Origin of the sequence: Arthrobacter sp. TWP1-1 (genome assembly GCF_049897845.1) — a bacterium.
Lineage (GTDB): Bacteria > Actinomycetota > Actinomycetes > Actinomycetales > Micrococcaceae > Specibacter.
This window is the reverse complement of sequence record NZ_JAFCXC010000002.1, coordinates 229819-251587: the sequence shown is the minus strand read 5'-3', so window position 1 is coordinate 251587 and position 21769 is coordinate 229819. Positions and strand designations below refer to the sequence as shown.

Below are 21769 nucleotides of genomic sequence, written 5' to 3'. Positions count from 1 at the left end.
AACCTCCCATGTTTGGGGGGGGTTTACACACCCTTTCCTCTAACCAAACGGGGGGGGGCCGGGGGCGTTAAAACTCCCGCCGCGGCACGCCACGCTTTGTTGTTGGTGGAGGCTTGCGCTTGTGGTCAGCGCCCGGCCGAGGCGAGCGATCCGCCGTCGTTCATGGTTCTGAGACGCTAGATTAGCGAGTCAGAACGTCTTCGCGGCGGACTTCCTCGGCGTCATCCGGGCCGGTGAGATCCATGTCCACCAGCGAAACGACCTTGGACTTAGTGACAATCCGGTGGACCAGCCACAGGCCAAGGAAGATCGGGATGCCGATGTAGGACGAGAGGACTTCCACACCACGGCCAGCAAGGACCGCCTCATAGTTCTGTCCGGCGATGACAAGAATGAGCACCGCGAAGGCCAGGATCGGGCCGACGGGGAAGAAGGCGGCGCGGTAGGGCAGGTCGCTGGCCTTGTTGCCTTGAGCCAGGAATCCCTTCCTGAAGCGGTAGTGAGAAACGGCGATGCCGGCCCAGACGATGAATCCGCACAGCCCCGAGACATTGAGCAGCCACGAATAGGCGGCGCCCTGGCCGACGATGGCGCTCAGGAAACCGAAGAGCCCGACGGCGGCCGTAGCCAGCAATGCGGCCATGGGCACGCCTCGCGAATTGGTGCGGCCGAAGATTTTGGGGGCCTTGCCATCGTGCGCCATGGCATAGAGCATGCGGGTGGAGGCGTAGAGCCCGGAGTTACCGGCCGAGAGGATCGCGGTGAGAATGACCGCGTTCATCAAAGCTGCGGCGAAGGCAATGCCGGCACGTTCGAAGACCAGGGTGAAGGGTGAGGCGGCAATGTCGGCCTCGCCCGACGCCAGCAGGCTCGGGTCCGTGAAGGGGATCAGGCAACCGATGACGAAGATGGCGCCGATGTAGAAGATCATGATGCGCCAGAACACCGAGCGGATGGCTCGCGGCACCTCCCTGCCAGGATTCTTGGCCTCGCCAGCAGCGACACCCACGAGCTCTGTGCCCTGGAAGGAGAATCCGGCAATCATGAAGACGGAAATGATGGAGACCCAACCGCCGTGGAACACGTCCTCGCGGTTCTGCCAGTTGCTCATGCCCGCGGAGCTGTTGCCCAGGATGCCGACAATCATGAGTACGCCAGCCACGAGGAACAGGATGACGGCCACGACCTTGATCGACGAGAGCCAAAATTCGCTCTCGCCGAAGGCTTTGGACGAGAGTGCGTTGATTCCCGTGAGGAGGACGAGGAATCCGCCGGCCCAGACCCAGCCGGGCACCCCTGGGAACCAGAAGTCCATGATGATACCCGCGGCGACGAGTTCGGCGGCCACGGTGATGGCCCAGTTGAACCAATAGTTCCAGCCAATGGCGAAGCCGAACGACGGCGAGACGAAGCGGGTTGCATAGGTCTGGAAGGAACCTGCAACGGGGATCTTGGCGGACATCTCTCCCAGGGATTGCATGAGCAGGAAGACCATCAGGCCCACGAGGGCGTAGGCAACCAGGGCACCGCCCGGACCAGCCTGTGCGATGGTGCCGCCGGAGGCTACAAAGAGGCCTGTACCGATGGCGCCGCCAATGGCGATCATCTGGAGGTGGCGGCTGCTTAACCCGCGCTTGAGTTCGTTGTCGCTGCCGCTCGCACTCTGGTGCGTCTTGGCAGTGATCTCGGGTTCTATGGAAACGTGGCTCATGGGTGGATTGTGACTCCTGGCTGGTGGTCCTGGTGGGGCCCGATATACCTTTTGGGATCCGAGGTGAGCGTGCCTAAACGAGGCTGCCACCCTCTATTATGTCGGCAATTTGATACAAAGCAGGAGTCAGTGGCGTGCATCACGTGATTCTTCCGAACTAGTGAATGCTTGCCTCATTAGACCCGGCGGCGGAGATGGAGTCACGGCCGTCGGGCAGACGGTGACCCATAGTTGCTGTCCCATGAAGGCGCAAAAAACCACCGGCCCCGCCACAGCAGTTTGCACTGTTGAGCCCGTGGCGGACCGGTGGTTTTCGGACGTGAGACTTACTTTGCAGCCTTCGTCTGTGCAGCGTATTCTTCCTGCGTCAGTTCGAGTGCCACATTCACGTAGGACACATCTGTCATCGTGCCCGCGGCAGGGTCCATGGAGCCAACCTTGGCGTCGGCCCATGGGCTTCCTTCAACCCAGGTTGCTCCGGTTTTGTCGACGAGCTGGGCGAAGAAGTCGTCCTTGACCAAGGTTTCGTACGCTTCCTTGTATGTCATGCCCACAACATCGGGAACTGCGCGCTTCTCCTGCGTGGCTGCTGCCGTGGTGCTGGCGGATTCGCTCGGAGTAGTTGAAGGAGCGTCGGTGCCGCATGCGGCGAGTCCGGCAATCAGGATTGCAGCGACGGACAGCTGGATAAACTTCTTCATGGGCCTAATTTCGTCGTCAATTTTCGGGGTGGTTTACAAGTGCCACCCTGTATCTTTTCAACCGTCAAGCCTACTGCCATGACCCACGCAAAAGCGTAGGACAGTCGGGATTTATGCGGCACATCACACCGATGTTTGTCGAACCCGTCGCCAGCCAATTACGGCCATCCCCCACACGGCCAGAAATAGCCCCACCAGCAGCAAGCCGGCATGTCCGAGATCCAGGTTGGCCAGCCAGGTGGTGACCGGATCCGTCAGGTCGAGGACATCGTGCATGATCGCGGCGATGGTCAGCGCCGAGATGAACAATGCGGACGTTGCCGACAAGCCTGTGATGACCATGTTGAAGCCAATCCGGCGGCTCGGGTTCATGACGGCGGAACGATACATCTTCATCATGGCCATGCCATTGGCGGTATCGCACAACGTCATGGCGGCGGTGAAGGCCAATGGCAATGCCATCAGCGCGGCAAAGGAAATGCCAGCTAGGGCGGCGGATGCCGTCAGCAACAGGAAGGCGATGGTGGACGCCGTATCGAAGCCAAGGCCAAACAGGAATCCCAGCACATAGATGTCTCGGGGACGCTTTACCCTGGACAGCGGCTTGTCCATGAGACGGGCAACCATGCCTGTCGGCGCCAGCTCAGTTTCCTCGACCGTCCCTCCCCCACGGACGCGGCGGAAGAGCACGTTGGCCTTCAGGAATGCGGAGCCGTTGAACAAGCCGATAGCCAGCAGGAACAGCGCAGAAACGCTGGCTCCGAAAACGGCCAGTGTCATGTTTGCCGCTGACCCTTCCTGCAATACTGCACTCATGATTCCGGCACCGCTGACGACGAAGATGCCGGCCAGCATGACTACTGAGCTGTGGCCCATGCTGAAAGCGAAGCCCACGCTTACCGGTGCACGGCCTTGGGCGGCAAACTTGCGGCTCGAATTGTCGATGGCGGCGATGTGGTCCCAGTCGTAGCTGTGCTTCACGCCAGCCAGATAGGCAGTCAGGACTAAGCCCATGGCCAACGGGTGCACATCGCGTAGGAGGGAGAAGATCATGAGGGACACCACGGCTATATGCAAGACGGCCACGGCCAAGAACGTCACTGCCATCCTTCGGGCAACCGGGAGCTTTTCTCGATCCAGATATCCCAGGCGGGCAACGGCAGTCATTAGTATTTCCTTAAATTCAGAGGTTCTTGGCCGTACCACCGCCCGCGGAGCAGGTCCACGGCGGCAGCCAGCATTTCATTCAGGGGCTCAGTCGAGTCAGACAATGCCCGCAGGGCCAAGCCGGGCCCGTCTAGGCGCGTGATGCCAAACTGGCCACCGGGGTCAACCCCCGACAAGAGCGAGTGAAGCTCGTCAACGAGAGCAGCGTCGACACGGGCGTCCACGACAATCAGTGACCCTAAATGTGTGTACTGCCCCATGGTGCAGCTGCTGTCCACCGGCGAACCGCTGCCTGGCCTGATCAGGAGATTGTCCATGACGGTGAGCCGCCCGCCAACCGAGATTTCATTGCGAATCCGGATCTCGTCATACCGAAACAATGCCCCATCCGGTGACCACCCGGGAGTCACCACCTCAGCCATCACCAGCGATGCGTTCGGATCCATGCTGACAGTAGTCACCTGCCCATAGCTGGCTTCTCGATACGCAATCAACGGATCAGGTAGGAGTTCCAAACGGGCACCCGCCCCCAACGAAAGATGCATGTGCTGCTCAGCCCTGTTGTTGGGCGTGCGGTAGATCTTAGTCGCCGACTGGGTGGTCAACAACAGGTCTGCACCGTCCGCGACCGAGACGTCGATGCGGTATCTGTCACCGCCTAAATATGCCCCACCGGGGTTGATCACTACGTAACAAACCTGACCGCTCTCATCCAAGTAATGCGGTCTGAGAATCCGCAGGGCACCATCATGGAACTGCCGGACTGCAATGGATTTTCCCTCGCGCCGATCAATGTCCAGGGAGAGCGTGCCAGCCCACGTGGCCGGTGCGGCGAGGGTCCCAACCGTGGCGGCCGGGACGGGGATTGCGGTGGGCTTAATCACCGTGGCGAGCTCAACCACCGGACCCTCTAATTTGCCAGGTCAAGCATGAGCACGTCACGTTTGATCCAGTTGATGACGTGTTCTAAGCCGACGTCGGTCTTCAGGTTCGTGAAGCAGTACGGTTTGTGCCCACGGAATTCGAGGGTATCGGCCTCCATAACAGACAAATCGGCACCAACGTAGGGGGCAAGGTCGGTCTTGTTGATGATGAAAAGATCGCTCTTGATCATGCCCTGCCCGGCCTTACGTGGGATCTTCTCCCCTTGGGCAACATCGATGATGTAGATAGAAAAATCCACCAGCTCGGGGCTGAACGTTGCCGAGAGGTTGTCGCCACCGGATTCGATGAAGATGAGTTGCAGGTCCGGGTGACGAGCCTCAAGCTCCTCGACCGCAGCAGAGTTCATTGAGGTGTCCTCGCGGATCGCCGTATGGGGGCAGCCACCGGTCTCGATCCCAATGATCCTATCCAGCGGCAGGACTCCGTTGGCAGCCAGGATCTTGGCGTCCTCAATCGTGTAAATGTCGTTCGTGATGGCAGCGCTGGATACTTTTCCGTCTAGGGCGCGGGTCAGGCGTTCCACGAGCTGGGTCTTGCCGGCGCCGACGGGGCCACCAACACCAATCTTGATCGGCTTCATTGTTTCTCCTTCAAATCGTTGTGTGACAGGGTCTCGACAAGCTCGACCACCGGGGACAGGTTCGAGCGCAGCTCAGGACATGAACATGCGGGCTCTTTGCCGCTCATGCTGCATTTGGGCGATTTCCAGCCCGGGGGCCGTGACGCCAAAATCTTCACGTCCCAGGGCTTGGATAAGAACGACGGCGTCGCGCACCTCCTGATGGGCGGCGCACAGGACCCGCTGGCCGGCATTTTGGCCAAGGGGGATGCCGCGGATCGCGTTTTGGGTCAGTGAGGTGACAGTTGAAAACAGGTACGTGGTGAGCAACTCAGCCAAGGGCACGCCCAAATTCTTTCCGGCGATCGCAAAGGCAAGGGCCGGGTGGCCCGAGCACTCGCCGCTTTTGAGCGCCGCAGCGTAGTCGTCCAGATCCTTGCAAGGGAAAACCGAGCCGGCAATTTCAAGCATGCGTGCACCCATTTTCACTCCCGCTTCCCTGATTTCCCGGGGCAGGGCAGCCGCGTTCAGTTCCCTATCCACCCTGAACAATTCGGTCAGGGTTTCCGCCTCAACGGCGAATCGAATGGCCAAGCCGTCGCCGTGGACAAGCTGGATGCGGATGAACTGGGTCAGCCAATTCGCAAAACTTTCCTCGTCGTGGACCAGGCCCGTGTGGAGGTGCGTTTCCATGCCGAGAGAGTGGCTAAACGCTCCGGTCGGCAAAGCCGAATCGCTCAGCTGCAGTAGCGGCAACAGATAATCCGGTGCGCCCTGCATATCAGTGTGTGTGCTCTGCGTGGCGGAAGGGCACGGGCAGGACGCGGTCCTGACGTGAATACTGGACGCCAACGTGCTTGAGGTAGTCCTCAACCGTGTGGTCGTAGGCCAACACCATGACCTGGGCTGAGTATTCGCTGTCCTCGCCAAAGAACTGGGCCTGCATGTGACGGTTGCCCAAGTTATGGGCCACGACACCCATTTCCTTGATGGATCCCGGCGCAATCACTAGGACGTCGCTGTGCTCCACCGAAACCACGATGGCGTCCTTGTCGTCCATATGGAGGACGTCACCGTCACGCAGGTCTGCCACGGAGTCGCCCGCTAGGCGAAGGCCTAGCTCCCGGCCGTGATCTGTGGTGACCCGCTGGATGCGTTTAACCAGCAGTGCCGAAGGCAATACCACCCGTTCTTCATGCAAATTTTCGAGTACGGCAGGGTCGAAGTGTTCTGTTGCGGGATCAAATTTGTTGCCAAGAATGTATTCGATGATCAAGGGTGCTCCTTCTAAAACAGGAAGTATCGCTGGGCCATGGGAAGAACGCTGGAGGGCTCCGCAGTGATCACTTCGCCGTCCACGCGGACCTCGTACGTTTCCGGATCCACCTCAATGTTGGGCGTTTCACCGTTGAGTTTCATGTCAGCTTTGGTGAGGTTCCGGATACCGTGGCAGGCCCGGACCTCGTGGCGCAGGCCCAAGGCCTCGGGCACCCCGGCATCCATGGCTGCCTGGGAAATGAACGTAATGGATGAGGAATGGACAGCGCCGCCCAAAGCGCCGAAGTTGCCGCGCAAGGTCCGCGGCTGCGGGGTGGGGATGGATCCGTTGGGATCCCCCATGAGGCTCATCACGATCTGGCCGCCCTTAAGTACCATCTCGGGCTTGACGCCAAAGAAGCCCGGCTCCCACAACACCAAGTCCGCGAATTTGCCTTCTTCGATACTTCCCACCGAATCCGCGATCCCGTGGGCAATGGCTGGGTTGATCGTGTATTTGGCGACATAACGCTTGAGGCGGGCGTTGTCACCGGCCTCGGGGTCGTCGTCGAACTTTCCGCGTTGACGCTTCATGGCGTCGGCCACCTGCCAGGTGCGCAGAACCACCTCACCAACCCGGCCCATGGCTTGGGAGTCCGAGCTGGTGATGGAGAAGATGCCCAGATCATGCAGGACATCTTCGGCGGCGATGGTTTCCTTGCGGATGCGCGAATCGGCGAAGGCAACATCCTCGGGGATGTCGGGATTGAGGTGGTGCGCCACCATGAGCATGTCAAGGTGCTCATCGACGGTGTTGATTGTGTAAGGCAGGGTCGGGTTGGTGGAGGCCGGCAGAACGTTGGGCAGTCCGGCAACCTTGATGATGTCAGGGGCGTGGCCGCCACCGGCACCTTCGGTGTGGAACGTATGGATGACCCGGCCGTCGATGGCCCTGATGGTGTCTTCGACGAAGCCGCATTCGTTGAGGGTGTCCGAGTGAATGGCAACCTGGACGTCAAATTCGTCGGCCACACGCAGGGACATGTCAATGGCGGCGGTTGTGGATCCCCAGTCCTCATGGACCTTCAAGCCAATCACGCCGGCCCGAACCTGTTCGGCCAATGGTTCCATGGCACTGGCATGGCCCTTGCCGAGCAGCCCAATATTGATAGGCAAGTTATCCACCGCCTGAAGCATTTTCCCGATATGCCAAGCGCCGGGTGTGACTGTCGTTGCCTTGCTCGCATCACTCGGGCCGGTGCCACCGCCAATCAAGGTGGTAACACCGCTGGCCAGTGCGACCGGGACCTGGTCGGGGCTGACAAAGTGCACATGGGTGTCGATGGCGCCGGCGGTCAGGATTTTTCCCTCCCCGGCGATGATGTCCGTGGAGACGCCAATGGTGATATTGACGCCAGCCGAGATCTGCGGGTTGCCGGCCTTGCCGATCTTGAAGATGTGCCCATCACGCAGGGCGACATCGGCCTTGTAAATGCCCGTATAGTCCAGCACAATCGCGTTCGTGATGACGGTGTCCGGGATGTCTTCGTCGCGGACGAGTTGACCATTTTGACCCATGCCGTCACGGATGACCTTGCCGCCGCCAAAGACCACTTCTTCACCGTAATTGGTGTGGTCGAATTCGATCTCGGCGAAAAGCTCAGTGTCCGCAAGACGGACAGCGTCGCCTGTTGTTGGTCCGTAGAGGTCAGAGTATTCCTTGCGGCTAAGTTCAAAACTCATTTGGTGTCATCCTCCAACGAGACGAGACCCCGTGAGGGATGCAAGGGACCATTGACGAGGTTTCGCAGCCCGAACACCTCACGGGCGCCTGAAAGTGCAATCAGATTAACGGTTTTCGCGTCGCCAGGTTCAAAGCGCACGGCGGTTCCAGCGGGAATGTCCAGCCGGAAACCGTAAGAGGCTTCTCGATCAAATTCCATGGCGTCGTTGACTTCCGCAAAATGGTAATGGGATCCGACCTGAATGGGCCGATCGCCACGGTTGGTAACCTTCAGCGACAACGGGATCAGCCCGGCATTGCAGGTCACAGCATCCGCACGCAAAATGTATTCCCCTGGTTTCATGGCTACGACTCCTCTAGCGAATGGGATTGTGCACGGTGACGAGCTTGGTTCCATCAGGGAATGTTGCCTCGACCTGAACGGCCGGAATCAAGTCGGCAACACCTTCCATGACGTCCGCACGGGAGAGAATGGTGCTCCCCCAACTCATGAGGTCCGCAACTGTACGCCCGTCACGTGCACCTTCAATAAGTTCGTAGGTGAGTATGGCGACAGCTTCTGGGTGATTGAGCTTCAGGCGGCGTGATTGCCGGCGTCGGGCCAGATCTGCGGCAACAACGATCATGAGCTTTTCTTGTTCACGGGGCGTCAAATGCATATATTCCTCCTCGGGTAGCTAACGGATACAAGCGTCCACCCGTTATCTGCGACCGGCAAGAAAAGGTGCCGGGAGGTCCGTGGAATATGGCCAGAGTATCAGAGAGAAATCGAGGAGTAAAAACGGTTTCATGACTCGGAAGATCAACAGATTTCAACAAGAAATCGGTGACATTACGAATATGTTTCTTGGCCACATGGGGCACGGAATGCGAGGTGTCACCCTCCGTTCCGGAAACGGGGCTTCCATCGCGATAGGATCCTGTGATGCCTACCCTGACAGTTCCTGATGCACGATTCCACCAATCATGGCTTGAGGCGGCCCTCGAATTTGAGGGTGCGCACCGTGACGGCGCCGGAGGCGAGGACTGGACGCTGAAGGGTCTTCGTGATCCAGCACATTTTGCCCGGTTTGTTGACGAGCTTGTGGCTGACACCCTGCCGGAATCACCGCGCAAGGACGGCTATGTCCCCTGCACCTTTCGATGGATCGTTGATGGCGACACCGTGCTTGGTTCCCTGGCAGTGCGCCATGAGCTCAACGACTTCCTCTTTAACGAGGGTGGCCATATTGGCTACAGCGTCAGACCTACCGCCCGTCGCCGCGGCCACGCAGCCCAAGCTTTGAAGGACTCCTTGATCGTTGCCGCCGAGCTGGGTATCAACCGGGCTCTCCTCACCTGCGATGAGGACAACGCAGGTTCTCGGTCCACCATTGAGCACAATGGCGGAATCTACGAGGACAGTCGTGCTGGGAAGCGCCGATACTGGATCGCGACAGAGGCTGATTACTGACACGGAGGAGTACCCCGTGGGCTACTCCTCCGGACCTATTCCTCTGGGGCTAGTTACCGGCTGGCTGAGGCGCTGTGCTTCTAGTGCGACGGGCCTTTCGTGGAGCTTGGAGCCAAGGCTTCAAAATGCGGGTGCTCAAGGGCAGCATCAGGTAGGTCATGATGGGTGTCAGGATGCCCACGTTCAGCAGCACGGCGAGGACCAGGGGCCACTCTTCCGTGACGGGACGCAGGAATATATTTGCCAGCAGGCTCATGGGGAAGAATGGCAGGAAGATGCCCACCGCCTGTTTCCAGCGCGGCGGAACCACGGTTTCAGGGACACTGATGGAAACGTCCCCGGGTTGGTCGAACCACCCCTCGATGCCGGTGCGATGCTCTACACGGGTGATTTCCATGAGTCCACCACCGCTGTCAATCCACCATTTGCGCTCGTGGGAGTTATCCCAGTCCCGCAGCGTCTCGACCGTGGAGAATCGGTACATGACGTGCCATTCATCCGAGTCCAAATCGGTGCGTACCCAGCCCGAGCCCAGATAGCCTGGCCATTCACGGGCTAGCTCCTGTCCGGCAAGGGCCCACGCGGCGAATTGCCTGTGATGGCCAGGCTGGACGGTGCGGGCAATGGACACGGTCACGGGTTGAAGTTTTTGCACTGCGCAAGTCTACGGTCAATTTGCAAGCAGTGATCACCATGTGGACTTCGGCGCGTCTCAACTTGCACTTCACCGCTGGTGGGAGGCGTCCAATCGCAACGCTCGCACGGGGCACAGCTGCACGGCGTCCGCCGCTGCTGCCTCGTCACTGGCAGCTATTGAGAGATTGCTGCCATCCCCATTTTGAGGCTCCCTGACGAGGGGGTAGCCCCATTCGTCACGGCCCAGCAGCGCCGGGAGGAGCTCGGAACACAGCCCCCGTCCATCGCAGGCGATCCAGTCAATGTGGAGGTTCTTGCTCACAGTTGTCCTCCTTGGGTTGCCATACACCGGCCGGAAAGATGGGCGTCCACGTCCTCGGAAAATGTCTCGAGGGCACTGTCAATCAGCTGGACAAAGCCATCGGGGTGATTGCACGCACCTCGCCCTGAAACCAACATCGCAAGGCGCGCCAGTTCAGCCGGCAAACGCGGATCGCGGTCGCCACTTGCTAGAGCCGTCAGCGTCTTGGCCATGGCAGGGAGGCCGAACATGCAAGGGCCACATTGTTTGGCGGACTCCCCCGCCAAATACCGAGCGATCGCCGCCGTCGACGTGAGTCCACATTGCCCCATTCCCAGCAAATGGATCACACCTGCCCCAGGCCGAACGACTTCATTGCGTGGCCCTTGCGGTGCTAGCCGGTAGTTCAGTGGCCTGACCCAGCGTCCGTGATAGCCGCCAATCAGTATCGCCTGCACCGCTGACGGGTCGACGGCGGCGGTGGCAAGTATGTCTCCCACGCTGGCAGAACCTGCAACTTCCAGCACCTGCTCGGAACCATGCCCGGAGACGGATATCAGCCGTGTGCCGGGATCATGCTCTGTCCCCATGTCACGGAACCACGCCGCACCGAAACGGGCAATGAGCGCTGTGTGTGCCAGCGTTTCGACGTTTAGCACCAGTGTGGGCTGGCCCTTCAATCCTGCCTGACTCAGTCGCAGTCTCTTGTCCAGAGGAAGGGCAGTGTTGCTTGCCACGGCGTTGACCACCGCAGAGGCCTCACCGGAGAGAAATGTATCCGGTGACAAGATGACCTTGATTTTGCTCGCATCGTGACGTTGGGAAATAGCAGCCTTGACGGCGGGCATGGACCCGGCATTGACATACATGTAGAGCTGCGCGTCGTTGACTGCCCGCCCCGCAACCAACACTCCGTCAATCACCAGGTGGGGCGCGTTGGCCAGCAGTGTCTTGTCCTTAAAGCTCAGTGGCCCTCCTTCGGCACCGTTGGCAATAACTACTGTCCTGGTGAAACGCCTCGCACTAGTGTTGCTTTGTGTAGCAGCGAGCTTGCGCCACGAGGCGAAGGCGGCGCCTCCCCGGCCAGTCAGTCCCGCACGAGCCACGACGTCGATGAAGCTGGCATTGATGCCGTGGAGTTCAAGTGGCCCGTAGGCCTGTTCGTGGTCGATCAGGGATGCGTTCGCACCGGCAGCAAAGAGCCTCCCGCTCTCAATGGTCCCCTCATGATGGTTCGCGATTTGTTGTGTGCCAATAAGTGTTGTCATTGCACGCTCTCCTGACGGCTCTTAGCATTTTCTAGGAATCTTGCGGAAAGGCGCCACGTCACGGCGCCCAGAACCATGGCCACACAGAGTGCGGCAGAGGTGATGAACCATGGGTCGGCACCGTCGGTGCCATTGCCGATGGAGTGCGCCAACGCGATGGGCCACATGGCGTAGTTGAGCCAGTGAACGGCGCGAAACGCTTGTTGACTCATGCGCTGGCGCAATAGTCCCGTGATGATCAGCGCCAACACCAGATCGAAGGCCACCGTGCCAAGACCTTGCCAAAACGGCTCGTAGCTGCCCAGGAACGGCACGATCAAGTCCACAACATTGAGCTGGGCATAGGAATCCAGTAGGAGTGTGAAGACATGCAAGATCAGGAACACCGTGGCTAGCAAAGAGATGTTGCGGTGGAGCAAGGTTAAAGAGAAGCGCGGAATCACCAGGAGCGGCCTGCCAGATCGTGCAAGGATGCCCAGGAGGAGCGTTCCGGTCAGCAGGAACATGGAAACGAACCCGCTAACGCGGCCAATGGCCCACATAAGGCTATCCACCCGAAGTCACCCCTGCCTCGACTCCGTGCCATGAATTGTCAGAGCTGAGGAACTCCGGCTTCGGCAAATCTGATTCAGGGAACTCCTGCTGGGGCCATCCGCCGGTTACGACTACTCGCCCCCGCTGGTCAACAAACCGGCCGCTAATCCCCTTGTCCCTAAACCATTGGACTGCAGCAAAGCCACGAACCACTCCGGCAGTACTAAAGGCATTGGCCGCCAGGCATGAACTGGCCGCAACAGAAACCGAGCGCCAGACCTCAGAAGCGGGTAGGCCAAAACGAGGATCGAGGATGTGATGGACGCTTCTGCCGTTATGCTGCCAGCGCCGCTTTTGGGTGCTGGAGGTGGCAACGGATTTGCCGGCCACCAATGAAATTTGTTGGGCAGGATCCTCAAGAGTGTCTTGAACCAGAACTTGCCAACCACCTCCCGGAGCCGGTCCGGCCGTTGCAATGTCGCCACCGAGCGAAACTAACGCCCCGCATCGCAACTCACCAAAAATTCGCCGTGCGGCCCTATCGGCAGCGGCAGCTTTGGCCGTGGCCCCGAGGTCCAGCCGAAGTGACTCCGGTACCGTCAGGACGTCCCCCTCAAGGCGAACATCCCGCCAACCCACGTTTCGGCGTCGTACTTGATGGGCGATGGCCCCGGTCAATGGGTTCAGATGTATCTCGGTGAAATCCCTGTCATACCCCAATGCATTCATGTCATTGCCGAGGGTCGGATCAACGTCACCGTCGGTCCAGCGCGCGGCGTCAAGCGCGCCCGAGACCAGGTGCGCCAGCGTGGGACTGAGCTGAGCCCCATCAGCAAGTTTCGACGCCAGGAGTGTCAGTTCGGAATCTGCGCGGAAACGGCTGCAGGCCAGATCAACATCGTCAATCACCGACCGCACGATCACTTCTGCTGCGGCCGCGGCTGCTTGGTTGGTTACTGCGACGGTGGCTTCCAGGCCCCAAACTTTCCAGGTACGTACCATCTCAGGATCCCGATGACTGGCCGCTGATACTGCCGCCGGTGCCGGGCTGAACCGGGCTGGCGGCTTCATCGCTTCCGGAGGCGCCACTTGAGTCTGTTGCCGCGCCGTCGTCTGCCGCCTCGCTAGTGGCGGCAGTAGTTCCCGGTGTGGTCGTTGTAGGCACCGTTGCTTCTGACGCGGCTACTTCGGAAGTTTCCGGCGCCGAGGTGGATGAGACGCTAGTGGTGGATTCCGGAGTCGCTGCGGCCATTGCTGCAACCGCAACACCGGCCACGCCAAGGCTGCCCACTGTCACGGCGGCCGTGATGCCGGCGGCCAGTTTCTTGCCCCTGATTCGAGTACGCATGGCATGCCCTGTCTGTTGATGATTGAGTTCTTAGTTCAATCATCAACAGGGTTTCTATGTGGAATCTGTGTCCATGCTAGGCGCGGGGTATCCATTCACGGGCGGGCGATTAATGGCCGGGCCGCTTGTGGGTTCCATGCGTGGCGATCAAGCCCAGAATGATGGTCAGAACAACAATGACTGCAATAGCAACGGCAAGTCCCATCATGTCCATGACGAGTCAGCTCCTTGGTCGAGGACCGGCGACCGGTCCGGTGGGTGATCGCAAAAACGGGAAGAGTCCTCGCGCGGTCACCTCCTTCAATCATGAACTCTCCGGTCGAATTTCTCCAGAGACCGGCATTGTCGGCTACCAAGTTATCCGGAGACAATGATGAACTCCGTCTGGGGCGGTACTATCGCAGAACAAGCACTTCTCACGAGCGGAGCCCCTCATGCAACTAGGCGCATTTTCGGTCAGTCTTACGGTTCAGGACATCCACGCGTCCCTCGCGTTTTACGAAAAATTGGGTTTCAGTAAACATGTCGGTGACATCAGCCAAAACTGGATCGTCCTGAAAAATGGTGACGCCGTCGTTGGGCTTTTCCAGGGGATGTTCGAGAAGAACGCATTGACCTTTAACCCTGGCTGGGATCAGGACGCCCAAGGAATTGGGGACTTTACCGATGTCCGAGAAATTCAAAAAGGGCTCCGGGAGCAAGGCGTGGAGTTCATGGCCGAGGCCGACGAATCAACCACGGGGCCTGCGAGCTTTATTGTCCTCGATCCGGATGGCAACCCGGTCATCGTAGACCAACACGTGTAACCTCCCTGGCAATACGTTCACAGGCTCACAGGAGTGTAGCGATTCTGCGTACTCCCGCCTGTATCTGCTGGATTGAGGCAGCACTGAAGGACAGTCGGATATGTGGTGCTGACGGTTCGTCCACGTAGTAATGCTTACCATCGCCGATGAGTACGCCTGCATTTTGAGCCGAAGCTGTCAGTGCAGTGGAGTCGCTTCCCTCCGGCAGTCTCACCCAGAGGTGGATGCCGCCGGTGGGAATGTTGACCACACGCGCTCCCGGCATGGAATCGTGGACTTGCGCCACCATGGCGTCACGCCTTTCGAGCAGGCCTGAGCGAAGGCGCTTGATGTGGCGGGGCCAGGCTCCTGAGGTCAACAAACCGAGGGCGATTTCTTGCGCTAGCGGGGGGACACACATGTCATCGGCTATGCGGGCGCTGCGCAATCGTTCGCCGGCGGGGCCCCGCGCGGCGATGGCACCCACGCGCAGACCAGGGGCTGCTGGCTTGGAGAGCGTCGCAATGGAAACAACGTGGCCATCCGGATCTTGAGTGAATAGTGGCGGCGGTGCGGCTCCATCCAAGGAAAGGTTCCGGGCCCAATCGTCCTCAATAATGAATGCGCCATGGTGCTTGGCCAGTGCGAGCACCTCGACCCGACGTTCGGCACTCAAAATTGCACCCGTCGGATTGGCGTAGCAAGGCTGCAGATAAATGAGCTTCGCATGCGTCCGTTCAAGGGCGTCGGCGAGTTTGTCGGGCAGTATTCCCTCGGCGTCGGAAGGCACAGCCGCCAATCCCAAGCCCGCTGCCTGAGCAGCAATGGTCGCGCCGGGGTAGCTGGGACTCTCGGTGATCAGCATGCTTCCCGGATCCGCGAGCGTGCGCATGGCAAACACCAAGGATTGTTGGCCACCGGGCATGATCAACATGTCATCGACCTCTGCACTGAACTCCGCAGCAAAGGCGCGACGTAATTCCGGCAGCCCCATGGGAGGTGCCATGGTCCAGGCTCGATGACTTTTCGCAGCCCGCACCCCGATGGTGCGCAGCTCATCGAAGGGCTGAAGTTCGGGCGCCAGATAGCCCCAAGACAGTTGCACATCTTCGGCACCGTGACTACCGGGCCTACTCACGCGGCTTGGTTCCACCCTGGAACGGCCCAAGGCAGAGGACTGCCAGGCGTAGTCGGGCTCGGTTGGCGTTTCCATCTTGGCAACAAAGGTTCCCCGGCCGGGTTCCGCCCGGACCATCCCCAATGCGGACAAGGTCGTGATGGCCTGCGTGATGGTCACGGGGCTTGCCCCATAGGTCTTGGACAACTCCCGCACCGAGGGAAGTTTGTCCCCCGCGCGCATGGACGCCGCCTGGAGCTTGAGCATCTCGGCGATCTCAGCTGCCCTGTTATCAATAGCCATGCAGTAATTAGATAACGTTATTGTTCCCGGACCAAGAATATGACTGCGTGTTCCGGGGTTCACCCGCTACAGGCCGTTACGTATTTGGCCGCCACGCGCCGTCGACCGTAAACAACGCTCCAGGCCTGACCTCGACGGCGCCCCACGCCAGAGCAGGCGCCGACTTGCCCCAATCGAGCGCCGCGTCCAGGTCGGGTACATCGATCACAACGATCCCGCCCAAGTGATCTTTTGCGCTCGCAAATGGCCCAGTCGCGAGGTGCGGTGAATCGTCCACCAGCGTCAGGGTCATCGTTTCCGACGACGGTTGCAGCACCTCGGCACTGACAAGGACTCCGGCCTGCTGGAGGGCCGACGCATATTCGCTGAAGGCGCGTTGCCCCTCGGCCATGGCCAACGCGCCCAGCGAGGCGGGGTCCATCTCCGGATAATGCAAAAGCAGTGTGTATCGCATGCCTCATTCTCCTTCTTCCCTTGCTGCCCGTCCATGCTTGCTAGAGGTTTATCCTCGTGCCCGTACTCTTGACCTCCTGCAACAGGGCGACATAGCGTGAAGGCACAATCGGTCGACGGAAGGTAGTGCACTTGTGCGCAAATTGGTCTACTTTGTTTCACTCTCCCTGGACGGCTACATTGCCGGCCCCGAGGACGAGGTTGATTTCTTCGCCGGGTCCGATGATTATCTGAAGCGCATGACCAGCGATTTTGCGGACCTTTTGCCGCACCATGCACGTGTGCAGCTGGCCCTCTCGGAGCGGCCGCTGGCCCGCTTCGACACTGTGGTGATGGGCCGTCGGAGCTATGAACCAGCCCTTCAAATGGGCGTCACCAGCCCCTACTCGCATCTTCGGCAGGTGGTATTTTCGCGGAGCCTCAGCTCGCCTGACCCTCAAGTGCAGATAACGGCAGCAGACCCGCTTGACACCGTTCGCGGGCTCAAGGCCGAAGCCTCTTCCTTTGATATTTACCTTGCGGGAGGTGGGCAACTAGCCGGAGTGCTGCTGCCTGAAATAGACGAGCTGATCATCAAGCGATATCCCGTCATCATTGGTTCCGGACTGCCGGCTTTTGCTCATGGGTTCAATCCTGCCCAGTTCTCCATGGTCGAGAACGTGACTTTCGCATCGGGCAACTCGATCACGAGGTTCACGCCGCAGCTCGCGTGAAGAAGGCATCAAGTTAGACTCCTCCCACCGGCACGTACTCATCAAGGAGAACAATCGTGAAACTGACATTGACTGAATTCGTGAGCCTTGACGGGGTGTCGCAGGGACCTGGTTCGCCCGAAGAGGACACCACTGGAGGGTTCACCCAGGGCGGTTGGTTGGTCCCCCATATGGACCAGGCCTTCATCGATCAGGCTTCCGAATGGCTCGGTCTGGCCGACGCACTCCTGTTGGGGCGCCGCACCTATGATGCGTTCGCGCGGGACTGGCCACAGATCGACGACCCGAACGATCCGTTCACCGCGCGCATGAACAGCCTGCCCAAGTACGTCGCCTCCAATTCCTTGACGGAAGGTTCTTGGAATCCCACCACCGTCCTTTCCGGGGACACAGCCGCCGCCATCGCACAGCTCAAGGCCGCGCCCGGCCGGGAAATTCAGATCCACGGAAGCGCCTTGCTGGCCCAATCCCTTTTTGCTGCCGGGCTCATCGACGAACTCCGTCTAGTTGTGGCACCTGTCATTGTGGGCAGCGGCCGCCACCTGTTCCCGGACGGCAGCGCACCCACCGGCCTGCGTTTGGTTTCCAGCCGCACCACCCCGGGGGGCCTGGCCTTGCATACCTACCAGGTCACGGGAAGCGCTGACTACGCCACTTACACGGGCGTTTCAGACATCCCTTCTTCCTGATGTCCGACGGCGTAGGGCCCTTTCGCTGTTGGCCCACCCCACGCTGAGGTTCTCAGGGATCGCCCGTCCCGGTCTTGCAATCGAACATTGGATTAGGAGAAATACGCATGGGTACATGGGATGCATCGGCCTTCGGCAATGACGACGCCGCCGATTTTTTGTACGAGTTTGACGACGCCGATTCTGTGGCGAAAGTTGTCCCGATTCTTGAGAACGCCTTGGACACAGTCCTTGAAGCGACAACAGAGATTGAATCCTCGGAAGGCGCTGTGGGCATAGCGGCCGCGGCACTCGTGGTTGCCTGGAATGAACCGGCGTTGCTGGCCAACTTGACCAGTGAAACGTTGTCGCCTTGGCCGCGGAACAACGAGCTGTTACCTGCACGCCTCCCCGCGAAAGCTTCGAAGGTGCTTGACCGTATGCTCAGCGCGGAAGAAAACGAGCTGGCGGAACTGTGGGAGGAAGCCGAAGAGTTACCTGAGTTCACTACTGAACTCACGCGTTGGCGATCGCGTTTGGCGTAGGCTCCTTGTTGGCTATTCGATAATCTTTTGCGTTCGGAGAGCAGGACACGGCAGGATGAGTTCATGACCATCGAGGAACTGTACCGCGACCTGCACGCTCATCCGGAACTATCTTTCGAGGAGACACGTACGGCAGGGATTGCCGCAGCTGAACTCCGTGCCGCCGGGTTCGATGTCATCGAGGGCATTGGGATTACGGGGGTAGCCGGGGTGCTTCGAAATGGCGCCGGACCGACTGTACTACTGCGCGCTGACATGGATGCGCTGCCCGTTACGGAAGACACCGGCCTTACATATGCGAGCACCGCAACCGGTGTCATGCATGCGTGCGGGCACGATGTGCACGTTGCGTGTCTGATCGGTGCGGTCAGGGAACTGGCCGCCACGCAAGCGGAATGGGCCGGCACTGTCATCGCCGTATTCCAGCCAGCTGAAGAGGCCGGCGGCGGTGCCCAAGCGATGCTCGATGCAGGGTTGTATGAGAAAGTGCCGGTCCCGGATGTGGTGCTGGGTCAGCACGTCGGGCCCGCGCCTGCCGGTATGGTCGGAGCTCACCCTGGCGTGGCGTTTGCCTCGGCCGACAGTATCGATATCACGGTGCGTGGACGCGGCGGCCACGGCTCGCGGCCCGAGACGACGATCGATCCGATCGTGATTGCGGCGGCCGTCGTGGGGCGGCTGCAGACGATCGTCTCCCGGGAGATCTCACCGCAAGACACCTCGGTTGTGACAGTCGGACGGATCAGCGCGGGCACAAAGAACAACATCATCCCGGATGACGCGGAGCTGGGGCTGAGTATGCGCGCCTATAGCGAGGACGTGCGGCTGCGCATGATTGCCGCGATTAAAAGGATAGTTAACGCCGAGTCTGCGGCGTCGGGAGCGCCCGAACCACTATTCGAATTTGCCGAATCTTTTCCGGTGACCGTCAACGATCAGCTTGCCACTGAGCGCACGATGACAGCATTCCGGTCAGAGTTTGGCGACGAGGCAGTTATCGACCCGGGCCCCGTCTCCGGCAGTGAAGACGTTGGCCTGCTCGCGACGGCGGTGGGCGCACCTCTGGTTTACTGGATACTTGGTGGCGCAGATCCGGAAAAGTATCTCGCAGCAGCGAACGCGGGCACCATCGAACGTGATATTCCATCGAATCATTCGTCCCATTTCGCTCCGGTAATCCAACCGACGCTTGACCGCGGTGTAGCTGCCCTGGTCACGGCGTGCCGCGAGTGGCTGCGATCGTGAGCCCTTCGGTTATTTGATTGTTCGCGACGACCAGAAGCTGAGTTTACGGTCCACCGCTGAGAACATGTGAGTATGGGAAATTTCATGCAGGCATTGGCACCCGACATCCTCAGTTCTCTTGGTTCCGTTCAGCGAAACCGCCGCGCGAATGGCGGTTCGCAATGGCAGCAATCCGGACCCGCAGCACCCACCGATGCACCGGTACGTCCAAGGTCAACGGCTCTACTTTGCTGCAGCCCGGCCTTGGGAACGTGCCACCATCATCGTGGACAACACCGACATCACTTCACCCAAAGTCATCCATCCCGACTTGGTTTCAATGGTCCGTTAGCAGTTTCTCAACTGGTGAAAGAACGGAACTCTCAACGACGCCCGTGCCGTGGGTTCTCGGCCGTGGCATTTGAAGTCGAAAGTGATCCAACTACCGGCACGACAAGCATATTTTTCGCCCCTCATTTAGGGTGAAGGAATGCTATTGCTCGTGGATTTGGACAACACCTTGATCGACAGGGCCGCCGCGTTCAACGCCTGGTCTACCGACTTCGTGCACTTGCTCGGACAACCTGTCTCGGAGGCAGCCTGGCTTATCGGAGCAGACCGAGACGGCTACGAGGCACGGGATTCACTGGCGCGCGCAGTGAAGGAACGATACAGCCTGGACGCGTCTGTCGAAGATCTTGTGGAAAGGCTCCTCTTTGAACACGTGGACTCGATGAACATTGAGTTAGCCACCATGCAAGCTCTCACTAACGCCAGGGCTGATGGGTGGAGGATCGCAGTTGTCACTAATGGATCAACGTCCCAGCAGACTCTCAAAATCCAAACGGTAGGTCTTGAACCGTATGTGGATGCCGTGGTCATATCTGAATCGGTAGGAGTCAAGAAGCCGGATACCGAGATCTTCCGGATCGCCGCTCGCCAGCTGGGTCTAGGACTCACGGGCGGTTGGATGGTCGGCGATCACCCCGTCGCAGACATCGCTGGCGGTCAGGCCGCAGGTTTAGAAACGGGCTGGGTTTCCCGCGGTAAGGAGTGGCCGGTGGAAATTCCTCTCCCAACACTGGCGTCGGAAACAGCCGCCGAAATTATCAACGCAATAGTCCGGCAGAACGTGAAGGTCAGCTGACCCGATTTAGCTGGACTTATTGACTATGTGGTGGGCGTTGATCGATTCGCTGAAAGCAAAAATCAATCGATGTTGGCCATGGAATGAGTGGCCGGCAAATGCGCTTGGACGGGCCGCCGCTCGTTGACGCGGACGGAGGTCACACCCGGACCCTACCTCGATCATTTTCAGAGTCATCTTCATAAGTGTCTGCACTAGCGGATACGGCTCGAACCGGGAAAGTGCCGAATTCGCCAGCCACCCTGAATTGCTTTGACGGGCGGTAAGGAATTCATGGGTTGTCGTCACGGCCTGGAGTGAAAGTAGCCAGCTCATCGGCTTGGCCCGGGCGACCTCAGCCGCAGCAGCGCGCCTTCTACGAGTCCATGGGACTTACCGAAGGTGCAAATTTCGCAGTGACTTCGGAGAGGTTGGAGCGATGGTGGTCCTCATTCAATGGTCGTCAAGGATGACGTATTTGCCGCGAAGTGTCACGGCATGATTGATGTCATCTGGGTAGACGCTCCATCGTATTCATCAGTACGTACCGTTAAATATTTTCGTTGACGTGGTTCTCAAACGTCTTCTCACCAAGGCTATGAAGCGCTCCCCCGCTGTCATGGCCAGTCAACGAACGCCGACTTCCTTTCGGTCCGCCTGCCTGAACCAGCGACCGGAGAAACAGAAACCAGGAAAGTCTTGTGACGGGTGGCATGTAAGACTTGGGGCATGGATCTGGACGTTACACCCGAGCTGACCATTCCGGCCTCGGAGCTGGGATGGCGATTCTCGCGGTCATCGGGACCCGGCGGGCAGCATGTGAACACCTCGGACAGCCGGGTTGAGCTGTTTTGGAACCCGATGGGTTCGACTGCCCTGACGGAAGAGCAAAGAGTCCTGCTAAGCGAGCGCTTGGGACGTCGTTTGGTAGCAGGGGTTCTCACAGTGGTGGCCTCCGAGCAACGCTCCCAACTGCGCAACCGCGAGATTGCCCTAATCAAAATGGCGGAACTCATCGCCACGGGCCTCGCGCCGTCGGGTCCGGCCCGCCGCGCCACCAAACCAACCCGGGGATCCAAACGCCGACACCAGGCAGCCAAGTCGCAGCGATCAACGACAAAATCCTTGCGAAAACGACCCCCTGTGGACTAGTGCCCACGATCGCTGACCGCAATAGAAAGGTGTCGTCCCCACTGAAAATACTCGTGGGG

27 protein-coding genes are annotated in these 21769 nt (G+C 59.5%); 9 read left to right on the top strand and 18 right to left on the bottom strand.

The window, feature by feature from the left end:
• Window positions 1-181: 181 nt before the first annotated feature.
• From ACP7B9_RS04465 to ACP7B9_RS04420, 10 genes are all read right to left on the bottom strand, one after another.
• A complete protein-coding gene (locus tag ACP7B9_RS04465; RefSeq protein ID WP_425861135.1) occupies window positions 182-1711 on the bottom strand; it encodes an amino acid permease in 1530 nt (509 codons plus the stop codon).
• Between the two features lie 326 nt (window positions 1712-2037).
• Entirely contained in the window at window positions 2038-2412 is a 375-nt protein-coding gene (locus ACP7B9_RS04460) for a hypothetical protein (RefSeq protein WP_425861133.1), read from the bottom strand.
• 123 nt (window positions 2413-2535) lie between these two features.
• Window positions 2536-3579, bottom strand: coding sequence for a HoxN/HupN/NixA family nickel/cobalt transporter (locus ACP7B9_RS04455; protein WP_425861131.1), 1044 nt, complete (start codon window positions 3577-3579; stop codon window positions 2536-2538).
• On the bottom strand, window positions 3579-4481 hold the full coding sequence (locus ACP7B9_RS04450) for an urease accessory protein UreD (protein WP_425861129.1): 903 nt from the start codon (window positions 4479-4481) through the stop codon (window positions 3579-3581). The genes ACP7B9_RS04455 and ACP7B9_RS04450 overlap by 1 nt, the downstream gene beginning before the upstream one ends.
• 8 nt (window positions 4482-4489) lie before the next feature.
• Window positions 4490-5104: an urease accessory protein UreG gene (gene ureG / locus ACP7B9_RS04445; protein ID WP_425861127.1), complete on the bottom strand. Its 615-nt coding sequence runs from the start codon at window positions 5102-5104 to the stop codon at window positions 4490-4492.
• A 72-nt stretch (window positions 5105-5176) separates the two neighbouring features.
• Entirely contained in the window at window positions 5177-5863 is a 687-nt protein-coding gene (locus tag ACP7B9_RS04440) for an urease accessory protein UreF (RefSeq protein WP_425861125.1), read from the bottom strand.
• 1 nt (window position 5864) lies between these two features.
• Window positions 5865-6359 (bottom strand): urease accessory protein UreE, encoded by a 495-nt coding sequence (ureE, locus tag ACP7B9_RS04435; RefSeq protein ID WP_425861123.1) that lies wholly within the window; start codon window positions 6357-6359, stop codon window positions 5865-5867.
• Between the two features lie 11 nt (window positions 6360-6370).
• Entirely contained in the window at window positions 6371-8083 is a 1713-nt protein-coding gene (gene ureC, locus ACP7B9_RS04430; RefSeq protein WP_425861121.1) for an urease subunit alpha, read from the bottom strand.
• Window positions 8080-8427 carry an urease subunit beta gene (locus tag ACP7B9_RS04425; RefSeq protein ID WP_425861119.1) on the bottom strand — a complete coding sequence of 116 codons (348 nt, stop codon included), beginning with the start codon at window positions 8425-8427 and terminating at the stop codon, window positions 8080-8082. Before ACP7B9_RS04425 ends, ureC begins: the two co-directional genes overlap by 4 nt.
• A gap of 13 nt (window positions 8428-8440) precedes the next feature.
• Window positions 8441-8743 carry an urease subunit gamma gene (locus ACP7B9_RS04420; protein ID WP_425861117.1) on the bottom strand — a complete coding sequence of 101 codons (303 nt, stop codon included), beginning with the start codon at window positions 8741-8743 and terminating at the stop codon, window positions 8441-8443.
• Window positions 8744-9009: 266 nt separating this feature from the next.
• On the opposite strand from ACP7B9_RS04420, the gene ACP7B9_RS04415 reads away from it, so the two are divergent.
• Window positions 9010-9537 (top strand): GNAT family N-acetyltransferase, encoded by a 528-nt coding sequence (locus ACP7B9_RS04415; protein WP_425861116.1) that lies wholly within the window; start codon window positions 9010-9012, stop codon window positions 9535-9537.
• Between the two features lie 49 nt (window positions 9538-9586).
• Here the strand turns inward: ACP7B9_RS04415 and ACP7B9_RS04410 are convergent, their stop codons facing one another.
• The 6 genes from ACP7B9_RS04410 to ACP7B9_RS04385 form a co-directional block, all read right to left on the bottom strand.
• Complete coding sequence (locus ACP7B9_RS04410; RefSeq protein WP_425861114.1) at window positions 9587-10192, bottom strand: antibiotic biosynthesis monooxygenase; 606 nt, start codon at window positions 10190-10192, stop codon at window positions 9587-9589.
• A 69-nt stretch (window positions 10193-10261) separates the two neighbouring features.
• Complete coding sequence (locus tag ACP7B9_RS04405) at window positions 10262-10495, bottom strand: ferredoxin (RefSeq protein ID WP_425861112.1); 234 nt, start codon at window positions 10493-10495, stop codon at window positions 10262-10264.
• Complete coding sequence (locus tag ACP7B9_RS04400; protein ID WP_425861110.1) at window positions 10492-11742, bottom strand: NADH-ubiquinone oxidoreductase-F iron-sulfur binding region domain-containing protein; 1251 nt, start codon at window positions 11740-11742, stop codon at window positions 10492-10494. Before ACP7B9_RS04400 ends, ACP7B9_RS04405 begins: the two co-directional genes overlap by 4 nt.
• Window positions 11739-12296, bottom strand: coding sequence for a ferric reductase-like transmembrane domain-containing protein (locus ACP7B9_RS04395; protein WP_425861109.1), 558 nt, complete (start codon window positions 12294-12296; stop codon window positions 11739-11741). The genes ACP7B9_RS04400 and ACP7B9_RS04395 overlap by 4 nt, the downstream gene beginning before the upstream one ends.
• Window positions 12289-13278: an FAD:protein FMN transferase gene (locus tag ACP7B9_RS04390; protein ID WP_425861107.1), complete on the bottom strand. Its 990-nt coding sequence runs from the start codon at window positions 13276-13278 to the stop codon at window positions 12289-12291. The genes ACP7B9_RS04395 and ACP7B9_RS04390 overlap by 8 nt, the downstream gene beginning before the upstream one ends.
• Window position 13279: 1 nt before the next feature.
• Window positions 13280-13624, bottom strand: a complete 345-nt coding sequence (locus ACP7B9_RS04385) for a hypothetical protein (RefSeq protein ID WP_425861105.1) — start codon at window positions 13622-13624, stop codon at window positions 13280-13282.
• A gap of 434 nt (window positions 13625-14058) precedes the next feature.
• Here ACP7B9_RS04385 and ACP7B9_RS04380 point away from each other — a divergent pair, with 434 nt between their 5' ends.
• The gene (locus ACP7B9_RS04380; protein ID WP_425861103.1) at window positions 14059-14430 is read left to right on the top strand and encodes a VOC family protein; all 372 of its coding nucleotides are present in this window, start codon (window positions 14059-14061) and stop codon (window positions 14428-14430) included.
• Window positions 14431-14455: 25 nt separating this feature from the next.
• Here ACP7B9_RS04380 and ACP7B9_RS04375 read toward each other — a convergent pair whose 3' ends face one another.
• Together ACP7B9_RS04375 and ACP7B9_RS04370 are read right to left on the bottom strand one after the other, a co-directional pair.
• Window positions 14456-15829: a PLP-dependent aminotransferase family protein gene (locus ACP7B9_RS04375; protein WP_425861101.1), complete on the bottom strand. Its 1374-nt coding sequence runs from the start codon at window positions 15827-15829 to the stop codon at window positions 14456-14458.
• 76 nt (window positions 15830-15905) lie between these two features.
• A complete protein-coding gene (locus ACP7B9_RS04370) occupies window positions 15906-16283 on the bottom strand; it encodes a YciI family protein (protein WP_425861100.1) in 378 nt (125 codons plus the stop codon).
• A gap of 133 nt (window positions 16284-16416) precedes the next feature.
• Between ACP7B9_RS04370 and ACP7B9_RS04365 the strand changes: the two genes are divergently transcribed.
• From ACP7B9_RS04365 to arfB, 7 genes are all read left to right on the top strand, one after another.
• On the top strand, window positions 16417-16995 hold the full coding sequence (locus ACP7B9_RS04365; protein WP_425861098.1) for a dihydrofolate reductase family protein: 579 nt from the start codon (window positions 16417-16419) through the stop codon (window positions 16993-16995).
• 56 nt (window positions 16996-17051) lie between these two features.
• Window positions 17052-17684, top strand: coding sequence for a dihydrofolate reductase family protein (locus ACP7B9_RS04360; protein ID WP_425861096.1), 633 nt, complete (start codon window positions 17052-17054; stop codon window positions 17682-17684).
• A gap of 107 nt (window positions 17685-17791) precedes the next feature.
• Window positions 17792-18208, top strand: a complete 417-nt coding sequence (locus ACP7B9_RS04355) for a DUF4259 domain-containing protein (RefSeq protein ID WP_425861095.1) — start codon at window positions 17792-17794, stop codon at window positions 18206-18208.
• 63 nt (window positions 18209-18271) lie between these two features.
• A complete protein-coding gene (locus ACP7B9_RS04350; RefSeq protein WP_425861094.1) occupies window positions 18272-19453 on the top strand; it encodes an amidohydrolase in 1182 nt (393 codons plus the stop codon).
• A 148-nt stretch (window positions 19454-19601) separates the two neighbouring features.
• On the top strand, window positions 19602-19784 hold the full coding sequence (locus tag ACP7B9_RS04345; protein ID WP_425861092.1) for a hypothetical protein: 183 nt from the start codon (window positions 19602-19604) through the stop codon (window positions 19782-19784).
• Between the two features lie 138 nt (window positions 19785-19922).
• The gene (locus tag ACP7B9_RS04340; RefSeq protein ID WP_425861090.1) at window positions 19923-20579 is read left to right on the top strand and encodes an HAD family hydrolase; all 657 of its coding nucleotides are present in this window, start codon (window positions 19923-19925) and stop codon (window positions 20577-20579) included.
• Window positions 20580-21287: 708 nt separating this feature from the next.
• Window positions 21288-21710, top strand: a complete 423-nt coding sequence (gene arfB, locus ACP7B9_RS04335) for an alternative ribosome rescue aminoacyl-tRNA hydrolase ArfB (protein WP_425861088.1) — start codon at window positions 21288-21290, stop codon at window positions 21708-21710.
• Window positions 21711-21769 lie beyond the last annotated feature (59 nt).